At 71.2% G+C, this 13,147-nt stretch carries 1 protein-coding gene; it reads right to left on the bottom strand.

The window, feature by feature from the left end; all coding sequences use genetic code 11:
• Positions 1-22: 22 nt before the first annotated feature.
• Positions 23-13,144 (bottom strand): amino acid adenylation domain-containing protein, encoded by a 13,122-nt coding sequence (locus tag ACFTZC_RS39130; RefSeq protein ID WP_382898525.1) that lies wholly within the window; start codon positions 13,142-13,144, stop codon positions 23-25.
• Positions 13,145-13,147: the final 3 nt, after the last annotated feature.

Here is a 13,147-nt window from a genome sequence, read left to right as displayed (position 1 = left end):
TTGGTGTGTGTCCGGGCCCCTCCTAGAGGGCCACGTCCTCGCCGTTCTCGATTTCCGCGATAATCAACTCCTCGACCTTCCCGGCGAGTTGTTCAATCGTCGGGAAATCGAACATCACACGCGCCGAGGGGTCGATGTCGAACACTGTCCGGACCCTAGCAATCACGCGAAGACTGAGGACCGAGTTTCCGCCCAGGCTGAAGAAGTCCTCCTCGACACCCACCCGCCCGGGCTCCAGTCCCAGCACCTCGGCCCAGATCTCCGCCATGGCCTCTTCCGTCGGGGTACGCGGCGCCACGTACGTGTTCCGGCCGCCGTACGCGGGGGCGGGCAGAGCACGGCGGTCGAGTTTGCCGTTCGTGGTCAGCGGCAGCCGCTCCAGTACGACGAACGCGGCCGGGACCATGTACTCCGGCAGAGCCGCCGCCAGCGAACGGCGCAGCGCGCCCTCGTCGAAGACTGCGTCTCTGCTTGCCGCATCTTGCCCCGGCACGACGTATGCCACCAGCCGCTGGTCGCCGGGCTGGTCCTCCCGTACCACCACGGCGCCTTGCGCCACGCCCGGGTGGCGCACGACCAGGGCCTCGATCTCCCCCAGCTCGATGCGGAATCCGCGGATCTTCACCTGGTCGTCGTTGCGCCCCAGGTAGTCGAGGCTCCCGGCGCTGTTCCAGCGTGCGGTGTCACCCGTCCGGTACATCCGGGTCCCGGGCGGACCGAACGGATCGGCGACGAAGCGTACGGAGCTGAGGCCGGGCCGTTCCAGATAGCCGCGCGCCAGACCTCCTCCGGCGATGTACAGCTCGCCCCGTACGCCCGGCGGCACCGGGCGGCAGGACGTGTCCAGGACGTACGCGCGCAGATGGGGCAGTGCGCGGCCGATCACACTTCCCGCGCCGGCCGCGGCATACGCCGGTTCCGCCCGACGGCTGGTGACATGCACGGTGGTCTCGGTGATCCCGTACATGTTGACGAGGACGGGCCCGCCGTTGCCGGACCACTCCACCCATCCGGCGATACGCGTCCAGTCGAGTGCCTCACCACCGAACACCACGGCCCGCAGCGCGAGTTGATCCCGGACGCCGGGCTGCGCGTCGATCTCTTCGGCGAGCCGGTAGAACGCCGAGGGGGTCTGGTTCAGTACGGTCACCCGCTCGTCGGCGAGGAGCCGCGCGAAGTCCGCGGGCGCGCGGGCCACGTCCCTGCCGACCACGACCAGCCTGCCCCCGTAGGCGAGCGCGCCCCACAGCTCCCACACGGTGAAGTCGAACGCGTAGGAGTGGAACATCGTCCACACGTCGTCCGGGCCGAACGCGAACTCCTGCTCGGTCGCGGCGAGCAGCCGGGCCACGTTCTCGTGGGAGACGACCACTCCCTTGGGCCGTCCGGTCGATCCGGAGGTGTAGATGACGTACGCGGCCGACTCGGCGCGGACGGCCGGCGCGGGCCGGTCCCCGGGGCCGGCGGCGAGCGCCCGCAGCGTCTCGGGGGCGTCCAGCACCACCGTACGGGCGCCACCCGGCCCGGAACCACGCCCGGCGGCCGGACCGGACGCGTTCCCGGCGACGCTCTCGGGGATCTCAGGGATCTCGGGAATCTCGGCAATCTCGGGGATCGCGCCTGCGGTCTCCCGGGACGTGACCACCAGCTCGACCGAGCTGTCCTCGAAGATGTACGCGATCCGGTCGGCCGGCGACGCCGGATCCACCGGCACATAGGCCCCGCCGGCCTTCAGCACGGCCAGGACGGCGACCACCAGATCGACCGAGCGCGGCAGGACCAGCCCCACCCGTGACTCGGGGCGGACGCCCCGCGCGGCCAGGAGCGCGGCGAGCCGCGTGGCACGCGCGTCCAGCTCGCCGTAGCCGATGGTGGTGCCTTCGTACGTCACGGCGGGCGCGTCCGGCGTGGCACGGGCCCGCTCCTCGAACATGGCGAGCGGCGACACGGCGGGGGTGCCCGGGTCCCCGCTCTCGTTCCAGGTGTCGAGGAGCCGGGCGCGCTCATCGGCGGAGAGCGGGTCGTACTCCCGGAGGGGCCGGGCGGCCGGCGCGTCGGCAGTCAGCGGCTCGGCGGTCAGCAGGTCGGCCAGGGACAGCCAGTGCTGGACCATCCGCGCGATCGTGGCCCCGTCGAACAGTTCGCTGTGCACCGCCACGGCCTCCAGCCCGCCGCGCGCTCCTGGCTGGAACTCCAGGTGGAGATCGAACTGCGCGGTGTCGCGCGGCGGCAGGAACTCCTCCACGCGCACACCGGGGAGGTCGAAGCCGGCCCGTGGCGTGTTCTGAAGGACGAGCATGGCCTGCACGAGGGGGGTGCGGCTCGTGTCCCGCTCGGGCGACAAGGTCTCTATCAGCGTGCTGAAGGGTACGTCCTGGTGGGCGAAGGCGTCGAGGACGGTGCTCCTCACCTCGGCCAGGAACGCGCCGAACGTGCACGACTCGTCCACCCGCGAGCGCAGCACGAGGGTGTTGGCGAAGAAGCCCACCAGCCCTTCCGTCTCGGCCCGCTCCCGGCCCGACACGACCGTGCCCAGCGCGATGTCCGCACGGCCGGTGTAGCGCGCGAAGAGCAGTTGCGTGACCGCGGTCAGCACCATGAACAGGCTCGCGCCCTCCCGCTGCCCGGCCCGTAGCAGCCGTTCCGTCAGCTCCTCCGGTACGTCGAACGCGTGCAGCGCCCCCGCGGCGGACCGCACCGCGGGACGAGGTCGGTCCGTCGGCAGTTCCAGCGGCTCCAGGCCGTCCAACTGGGCGCGCCAGTAGACGAGATCGTCATCAAGGGACGTCCCGGCGGCGAGCCTGTCGCGCTGCCAGACCGCGAAGTCGGGATACTGCACCGGCAGTACGTCGAGGTCGGGCTCCTCGCCCCGTACGGCGGCGGTGTAGAAGGCACTCAGTTCGCGCGTGATCACCCCCATCGACCAGCCGTCGGTGACGATGTGGTGCATCGCCAGGACGAGAACGTGCTCCTGCTCGGCGACGTCCGCGAGCAGCACTCGCAACAGGGGCCCCGTACGCAGATCGAAGGGCATGGAGACGGCGAGCGCCAGTGCGTCGTCCAACGCGGCTGTCCGCAACGGCACTTCGACGGAGTCGTGCACGATCTGCACACCCCGTCCGTCGACCGAGTCGAAGGTCGTCCGGAGGGATTCGTGCCGGGCCACCAGCAGCGAGACCGCGGTCAGCAGTGCGTCCCGGTCGAGATCCCCGGTGAGGCGGAGCGCGGTGACGACGTTGTACTCGACTCCGTCCCGGGCGAAGTCGTCCAGGAACCAGAGGCGTTCCTGCGCGAACGACAACGGCAGGCCGCCCGCCGCCCGGGGAGCCGGAGCGATGCCGGTCTCCTCGGGCTGAGGGCGTACGGCCTGGGCCAGGCGGGCGACGGTGGGGTGGTCGAAGAGGGCGCGGGGCGACAGCCCGGCCCCCAGAACCGTTCGGATCCGGGAGGTCACGCGCAGGCTGGAGATGGAGTCCCCGCCCAGGGCGAAGAAGTCGTCCTCCACCCCCACCCGCTCCACGCCAAGAACCTCAGCCCAAACAGCAGTCAGAGCCCTCTCCGCCTCGGTGCGCGGAGCGACATACTCGTCCCCGGCCTCGAAAACGGGCTCCGGCAACGCACGCCGGTCCACCTTCCCGTTGACCGTCAACGGCAACGCCTCCAACACCACAAAGGCCGTCGGCACCATGTACTCGGGCAAGAGGGCCGCCGTGTGCTCACGTACGGCGGAGAGATCGACATCGTCGGTCGCACCCGACGGTACGAGATAGCCCACCAGGCGCTTCACACCCGGCCGGTCCTCACGGGCCACCACCGCAGCCACACCCACCGCAGCGTGCCGAGCCAGCACCGCCTCGATCTCCCCCACCTCGATACGGAACCCCCGCACCTTCACCTGACCATCACCCCGGCCCAGGAAATCCAACCGCCCTTCCGCACGCCACCGCACCACATCACCCGTCCGGTACAACCGCCCACCCGAACCGAACGGATCCGCCACAAACCGCTCCGCCGTCAAGCCGCCCTGACCGTCATAACCCCGCGCCAGCCCGGTGCCCCCCAGATACAACTCACCCGGCACCCCCACACCCACCGGCCGCAACACACCATCCAGCACATAACCCCGCGTGTTATCCATCACCCGGCCCAACGGAACCGAACCACCCACCACATCCCCCACACCCACCGGACCACACACAGCGAACGTCGTCGACTCCGTCGGACCATACCCATTCACCAGCACCGTCCCCGCGCAGGCGGCCAGCATCCGCTCCGCCGCCACCACCGGCACAGCATCACCACCCGTCCACACCTCACGAAGACCCGCAAAACACCCCGCATCCTCCTCCACCAACACCCCGAACAACGCCGCCGTCACCCACAACCCCGTCACCCCACACCCCACCGCACCCCGCACCACACCCACCGACAACTCAGCCTCAGCCACCACCACCGTCCCACCATTCAGCAACGGCACCCACACCTCATACGTCGCCGCATCAAACGAATGCGGAGAGTGGAACAGCACACGCTCATGCGCACCCGACGACCAACGGGAATCAGCAGCCAACGCCACCACATCCCCATGCGTCACACCCACCCCCTTCGGCACCCCCGACGACCCCGACGTAAACATCACATACGCCAAAGAATCGGACGAGACCTCAGGAAGAACCGCGCTTCCCTCCCCCACCTGCCCGGAGTCCACGGCAACCGCCCGCACGCCACCGACCCGGTCCACACCCCGATCGGTCACCACCAGTACAGAGCCGCTCCGGCCCAGCACGTCCCGTACCCGCTCCTTCGGATACCCCCCATGCAACGGAACGTACACACCCCCCGCCTTCAACACCGCGAGCATCGCCACCACCACATCCACCGACCGCTCCAACAGCAGACCGACCCGCGACTCCACCCCCACACCACCCGCACACAACACCCGCGCCAACCCCTCCGCCCGCGCATCCAACTCCCCGTACGTCAACGACACATCACCGCACTCCACCGCCACCGCACCCGGGCTGCTTGCCACGTGGTGGCCGAAGCTGTCCACGATCGAGAGGTCTGTGGTGGCGCCCCCGCCGGCGCTCCAGTCCAGGAGCAGCCGTTCCCGTTCGTCGTCCGGCAGCAGCGGCAGTGACCCGACGCGGGCGCCAGGGTCGGCGCTGAGGGCATGGAGCAGGTGCTCCACCTGGGCCGCGAGGCGGTGAACCGTCTCTCCGTCGAAGCGGGCGGGGTCGTACCCGAGGTCGAAGCGCAGCCGGTCGTCGCCCGCGTAGGCCGTCATGGCCAGGGGGTAGTTGGTGGTCTCGTTGACCTCGATGTCACGGAGCGACAGACCGAAGCGTTCCGCACCCTCCGTGTCGATCGGGTAGTTCTCGAAGACGAGCAGACTGTCGAAGAGCGCGGCGCCGGACGGAAGTTCGGTGTCCAGATCGCTGAGCCCGATGTCCTCGTACCGACGGGCCTCGACCTGGGCGGACTGAAGGTCGCGGAGCCAGTCCGACACGGTCGGGCGGGGGTCGACCCGTACGCGGACCGGTTGCGTGTTGATGAACAGGCCGAGGATGTCCCCGGACCCCGGCAGATCCGCCGGGCGGCCGGAGACCGTCGTACCGAACACGACGTCCGACGATCCCGCGTACTGCGCGAGCGTCAGCGCCCACGCGCCTTGGACCAGGGCGTTCACCGTCAGGCCGTTCTGCCGGGCGAAGCCGGTGACCCGTGTCGACAGCGTCTCGGACGCTTCGAGCGAGACCCGTGCGGTCGACCGGCCGTGACTCGCCCTGCCCTGCGGGGCGTGGTCGTACGGCAGGGCCGTCGGCTCCGTGAAGCCGGCCAGCCGCTCCTTCCAGAAGGCCCGGCCGGCCGATGCGTCGCGTGCGGTGAGCCACTCCAGGTAGTCCCGGAAGGGCGCCCGGTCCACCCGATGCACCCGGTCCGCCGAGTGCGCCCGGTCCACCGACTCGCCGGTGTCCCCACCGCTCCGTCCGTCCCGGCCGGTGAGGGCCGCGTACTCGGTGATCACGTCGGAGAGCAGCGCGGCCGTGCTCCAGCCGTCCAGCAGGAGATGGTGGAAGGTCCACACCACCCGGACGGCGTCGGGCGATAGCTGGATCAGTGTGAGCCGCATCAGTGGCGCGGCCTCCAGGTCGATGCCGCGCGCCCGGTCCTCCTCCAGCAGCTGGCTCAGCGCGGCCTCGCGCTCGGCGGCGGCCAGATCCGACCAGTCCAGCGTCCGTACGGGCAGCGTGACTCGGCGGTGTACCAGCTGCACGGGCCGGCCGATTCCCCGCCAGGCCAGGGAGACGCGCAAGGCGTCCGCGCTCTCCACCGTCCGCTGCCAGGCCGTGCGGAGGGCGTCGATGTCGTGCGCGCCTTGGAGGGCGAAGGAGAACTGTTCGAGATACGAGGGAGAATCGGGCTCGGCCAAGGCGTGGAAAACCATGCCGGCCTGGAGCGCCGTCAGCGGGTAGATGTCTTCCACGGCCCCGACGGCATCCACTGCCCCGACGGCCTGATCGTCGCCGTGGAGAAGGTGGTCCACCTCGTGCTGGGAAAGCGTGACGAGCGGGAAATCGGAGGGGGTACGGCCACCGGCTCCGGGCTCGGTGCAGTGGCGCAGGAAGACGTCCAGTTCGCCGGCCATGTCGGCGGCCAGGCGTTCCATGGTGCTCCGACGGTGCCGGGCGCCGGAGTACGACCAGGTCAGGATGAGCTGTCCGTCCCGTACCTCCCCGATCACATCCACCTCGTGCGGTCGGGCCTCGGCGGGGCTGAACTCACCGCCCGGGTTCATCCTCATCGACCGGTAGAGGTCCTGGTTGCTCGTCAGGCCGTCGAGTTGACCCAAATAGTTGAAGCTGATCTGCGGTTCGGCTCCAGCAGTGCCCTCCTCGGCGTCCTCCGAAACCGAAGCCGAGGCCGAGGCTGAGGCTGAGGCTGAGTCCGAAGCCGAGCCTGCCCCAAGGTGGCGCAGTGCGCCGTAGCCGATGCCGCGCCCCGGGACCGCGCGCAGCTGCTCCTTCACCGACTTGACGGCCGCGCCCCAGTCGCCGTCCTCGGGGAGGGCGAGAGCGATCGGATATATCGTGGTGAACCAGCCGACGGTGCGGGTCAGGTCGATGTCGTCGAAGATGTCCTCGCGGCCGTGCCCCTCCAGGTCCACGGCGATCCGGTCGTGCCCGGTCCAGGTACGCAGCGTCCGGGCGAGCGCGGTCAGCAGTACGTCGTTCACCTGCGTGCGGTACACCGGCGGGATCTCGTGGAGCAGCGCCCGCGTCTGCTCCCGGTCGAGCGCCACGCAGACCGTCTCCTGGGCCACCACGGTGCTGTCCCCGTCCGGGACGTCGAGGGGTACGGTCCCCTGGTGCGTGTGCTCGGCGACCGACCGCCAGTGGTCGCGCTCGGCCTCGAAGCCACCGCGCTCGGTGTGCTCGGTGAGGCGCTTCGCCCACTGCCGTACGGAGGTGGTCTTCGCCCCGAGATCGACGGGGCGGCCCGCGCAGACCTGGGCATGGGCGGTGGCCAGGTCCTCCAGCAGAATGCGCCAGGACACCCCGTCCATCATCAGGTGGTGCACGGCGACGAGGACACGGGTCGCGTGGGGGGCGCCGCCGACCGGGACGCCGACGAGCACCCGTATCAGCGGGCCTCGCGCCAGGTCGAACCCCGCCTGCGCCCGCCCGGTCAGCTCCTGCCAGACGGCTTCGGCATCGGCATCGGCATCGGCATCCGCGTCCCTCTGCTCTCCGGGCAGTTCATGCACCGTAAACACCTCGTCGAGATCGAGCTGCTGCTGGATCCGTCCGGTCCACTCTCCGTGCCCGGTCCGTACGAAGACGGTCCTCAACGCGTCGTGGTGGGCCAGTACGACGGCCAGCGCATGCCGCAGGGTGTCCGGGTTCGTGCCGGGGGCGGGGGTGAACTCCATCGCCATGTTGAAGTGTTCGGGCGCCACCGGGTGGTGGGCGAAGAACCACTCCCGGATGGGGGTCGTGCCGACCTCGCCCGACACCGTGCCCTGTTCCGCCAGCGCGGCGGGGCCCGTACCGATCACTCTCACACCGGCGGCGAGGGCGGCGACGGTCTGGCGGGCGAAGATGTCACGGGAGGAGAGCTCGAACCCGGCCTGCCGGGCCCGGGAGACGACCTGGATGCTCAGGATCGAATCGCCGCCCAGGGAGAAGAAGTTGTCGTCCACGCCGACCCGCTCACGTCCGAGCGCCTCGGCCCAGATCTCGCAGAGCGTCCGCTCCGTGTCCGTACGAGGAGCCGTGTACCCGGCGGCCGACCCGGATTCCGGGGCGGGCAGGGCGGTGCGGTCGACCTTGCCACTGGCGTTCACGGGGAGCGCGTCCAGCACCACGAACGCCGACGGCACCATGTACACCGGCAGCTCACCCGCGACGAACTCCCGCAGTCCGTCCACATCCACCCCGTCCACATCCAGCCCGTCGGCACCCTCCATGGGCTCGGTGCCCTGTGCGCCCGCCGGCACCACATACGCGACGAGCTGCTTCACACCCGGACGGTCCTCACGCACCACCACCGACACCTGGCCGACCGCGCCGTGGCGCCCCACCACGGCCTCGACCTCGCCCAGCTCGATCCGCAGACCGCGCACCTTCACCTGGTCGTCAACCCGCCCCACGAACTCCAACTGGCCGTCCTCACGCCACCGCACCAGGTCGCCCGTCCGGTACAACCGCCCGCCCGAACCGAACGGATCGGCCACGAAGCGACCGGCCGTCAGCCCCGCACGACCGTGATATCCCCGCGCCAGCCCCACGCCCGCCACATACAGCTCGCCCACCACACCGGCCGGCACCCGACGCAGCCAGCCGTCCAGCACCGCCACCCGTGCGCCACCCACCGGAACACCGATCGGCGGTACGCCCCCGTCGCCCGACAACACCCCACTGAATGACGCGGCGATCGTCACCTCTGTCGGGCCGTACGCGTTGAACATCCGGCGCCCCGCGGACCACCGCTCCGTCAGCCCCGCGCCCAGCGCCTCCCCGCCCGACACCAGCACCCGGAGCCCCGGCAGGTCACCCGCCGGAACGCTCCCCAGCACCGTCGGCGGCACCAGCGCGTGCGTCACCCGCTCCCCCGCCAGTACGTCGAACAGCTCCCGCCCGGCCAACGCCCGGCCGCCCTCGGGGACCACCAGTGTCCCTCCGCCGCCGAACGCCATCAGCAGCTCCATCATCGACGCGTCGAAACCGGCCGACGCCAGCTGCAGCACCCTCGACCCGCCGTCCAGCCCGAAGCGCTCACCCACCGCGGCGACAAACCCCGCCACGCCCGTGTGGGACACCACCACGCCCTTCGGTACCCCCGTCGAACCCGACGTATAGATCACATACGCCGCGGACGACAGCGGCACGGACACCCGGGGAGCCACCACACCCGAATCGCCTTCAGGACCGCCCACGGAAACGCTCCTGACGCGCAGGCCCGCCAGCCATACCTCGGTCATCACCAGCGTCACCCCGCTGTCCGCCCGCACGAACTCCGACCGCTCCACCGGCCACTCCGGATCCAACGGCACATACACACCCCCCACCCGCACCACCGCCAGCAACCCCACCAACCAATCCACACCCCGCGGCAGACACACCCCCACCCGCGTCTCCACCCCGACACCCTCCGCAACCAGCCACCCCGCCAACCACTCCACCCGCCCAGCCAACTCCTCGTACGACAGCGACACTTCGCCGCAGGCCAGCGCGTCCGCACCCGGCGTCTCCGTCACCCACCGGTCCACCACGTCCCACAGGGACACCCCCACCGCGCCCGATCCCACGCCCGACACACCCCAACCGCCCGCCAGCACATCGCGCTCAGCACCCACCACCAGCCCGGTGCCGGACAGACGACACCCGGCACCACCGCCCACCACCGCACCCGCCAGTTCGACCCAGTGACGGCACAGCCGCTCCATCAGCACACCGTCGAACAGGTCCGTGCTGTACTCCAGTTCGCCCGACAGCCCGCCGTCGTGGCGCCAGAACTCAAAAGTCAGGTCGAACCGGGACGAGTCGCGCGGCACGTACTCCCGTTCCGCGGCCATCTCCCCGAAGGTGGCCAGGTCACCGAAGGCGTTCTGGAGCACGATCGCCGCCTGCACCAGCGGGGTCCTGCTCGTGTCCCGCTCGGGTGCGAGCGCGTCGACCAGACGGTCGAACGGCACGTCCTGGTGGGCGAACGCCTCCAGCGTGGTGTCGCGGACGGAGGCCAGGAGATCGCGGAACGAGCGGCTCTCGTCGACCCGCGTGCGGAGTACCAGCGTGTTGACGAAGAAGCCGATCAGGTTCTCCGTCTCCTCGCGGTCCCGCCCGGAGGTGACGGTGCCGATCGCGATGTCCGCGCGTCCGCTGTAGCGCGCCAGCAGCAGCTGCGTCACCGCCGTGAGCACCATGAAGAGGCTGGCCCGCTCGGCGCGGCCCAGCGCGGCCAGCTCATCGGCCAGCTCGCGCGGCACCTCGAAGGTGTGGACCGCACCGGCCGCCGTACGGACCGCCGGGCGCGGCCGGGACGTCGGCAGCTCCAACGGCTCCAGGCCCGCCAGCCGCCCACGCCAGTAGTCGAGTTGACCGTCCAGCGCCGAGCCGGCCAGGGCGTCCCGCTGCCACAGGGCGTAGTCCGCGTACTGGACCGGCAGCTCCGGCAGCGCCGCGCGGTCTCCCCGTACGGTCGCCGCGTACAGCGCGCCCAGGTCCCGTACGAGCACGCCCACCGACCACCCGTCGGTCACGATGTGGTGCAGGGTCGCCATCAGTACGTGTTCCGCCGGGGCGAGCCGGATGGTCAGGATGCGCAGCAGCGGTCCGGTGCGCAGGTCGAACGGTGTGGCCTGCTCCGTGCGGAGCGCCGCGTCCAGCGCCTCGGCGCGGGCGTTCTCGGCGAGCTTCGAGAGATCGATATGGTGTACGGGGACGGCGGGCGCCGCCGTCCCCGCCGCGTGGACCACCTGCACCGGGCGGCCGTCGATGGACGCGAAGGTGGTGCGGAGGGTTTCATGGCGGGTTACCAGCTCGGCGATAGCCTCGCGCAGCGCGGTACCGTCGAGTTCGCCCGTCAGCCGCAGCGCGGCGGCGGTGTTGTACTCCACGCTGCCGGGGGTGAATTCGTCGAGGAACCAGAGGCGTTGCTGCCCCGGGGCGAGCGGGAGCGGCAGGGAGGCGTCACGGTCGGCGACCGGGATCGCGGCCTGCGGAGCGGCGAGCGGCTCACCGCCCACCGGGCCCGCGCCGCCCGCCGGACCCCCGCCACCCGCCGTGTCCACCGCCTCCGCCAGGGCCTCCACCGTGGGCCGGTCGAACAGGGTGCGCCAGGAGAGCACGACGGAGGTGGTGCTCCGTACCCGGGAGACCACTTGCAGGGCGAGGATGGAGTCGCCGCCGAGAGCGAAGAAGTCGTCGTCGACGCCCACCTGTTCGACGCCGAGGACCTCGGACCAGATGGCGCACAGCGCCTGTTCGGTACCGTTACGGGGGGCGAGGTACGGCCGCGCCGCACGGTCCGTCGCGTACTCGGGTACGGGCAGCGCGCGGCGGTCCAGCTTGCCGTTGGCGGTCAGCGGCAGCGCGTCCAGCGTGACGAAGGCCGCGGGCACCATGAACTCGGGGAGCAGGTCCGCGACATGGGAGCGCAGGGCCTGGACGTCCGGGCCGTCCCCGTGTTCCGGTACGAGGTAGGCCGCGAGCCGCTTGGCTCCCGGCTGGTCCTCCCGGGCCACGACGACGGCGCTGCGCACACCGGGGTGGCGCGCCAGCACGGCCTCGATCTCACCGGGTTCGATGCGCAGGCCGCGGATCTTCACCTGGTCGTCGGTGCGTCCGCCGTACTCCAGCGTTCCGTCGCTCCGCCAGCGCACGACATCCCCGGTCCGGTACAGCCGTTCGCCCGAGCCGAACGGGTCCGCGACGAACCGCCCGGCGCTCAGCCCGGCCCGGTCGTGGTAGCCGCGGGCGAGGGGGCCGCCCAGATAGAGCTCACCCCAGCTCCCGACCGGTGCGGGCCGCAGCGCGTCGTCGAGCACCTGGGCCCGGGTGTTGGCGATCGGGGCGCCGATCGGGTACGGCCCCGTGCCGTCGGCGGGGAGCGGCGCGCTGAGGGTGGCGCAGACGGTGGCCTCGGTCGGCCCGTAGGCGTTGAGCACCCGGCGCCCGCCGGCCGACCAGCGGGCGACGATGTCGTCGGGGCAGGTCTCGCCACCGACCACCACCGTGCGCAGGTGCGGCAGTTCGCCTTCGGGGAGGGTGCCGAGGACGACGGGGGGCACCATGAGATGGGTGATGCGCCGCCCGGCGAGCAGGCTCATCAGCTCGTCCCCCAGGGGCTGGCCGGCGGCCAGGACGAGCGTGGCCCCCGCGGTGAGCGTCATCAGGATGTCGGCCATGGCGACGTCGAAGCTGGGCGACACGTATTGGAGCACCCGGCTCCGGCCGTCCAGGCCGAGCGCCTCGGCATGGGAGACGGCCAGACCGAGCAGACCCGCGTGGGGTACGACCACGCCCTTGGGGCGGCCGGTCGATCCCGAGGTGTAGATCATGTACGCGGCGTTGTCCATCGCCACGGGCTCGTCGGCGACGTGCTCCCCGTGCACAGGCTCCTCGGGGACGGCCGCGTCGAATTCCTCCAGCTCCAGGACCGCCCGCACCGATTCGGCCCCCGTACCCGCAGCCGCGTGCCCGCCCCGTCGGGTGACGAGCACCTGCGGCCGGCTGTCCGCCAGGATGTAGGCGATGCGGTCGGCGGGGTACCCGGGGTCGATCGGCACGTACGTACCGCCGGCCCGGGCCACCGCGAGCAGCGACACGATCAGATCGGCCGACCGGTCGAGGCGGACTCCCACCCTCGCCTCGCGTCCCACACCGTGCCCGCGCAGCCGGCGTGCCAACCTGTCCGACTGATCGGCGAGTTGGCGGTATGTCAGGCTCCGGCCCCCGTCGCCCGCCTCCTCGATCGCGAGGGCGTCCGGTGTTCGTTCGGCCCAGCGGAGGACGGCCCCGAGCACGGAGACACCGAGCAGTTCGGTCCGTGCGGTGTCGTTCCAGCTCTGCGGCACCGGGCGGCCCTCGTCAACTGCCGTGACGGGCGCGGACTTCCGGTGCGGCGAGGACGCCGTGTTCATGAA

It is taken from the genome of Streptomyces sp. NPDC056987 (genome assembly GCF_042673865.1).
In the GTDB taxonomy this organism is placed as follows: Bacteria; Actinomycetota; Actinomycetes; order Streptomycetales; family Streptomycetaceae; genus Streptomyces.
This window is presented reverse-complemented; position numbering and strand designations above follow the sequence as displayed.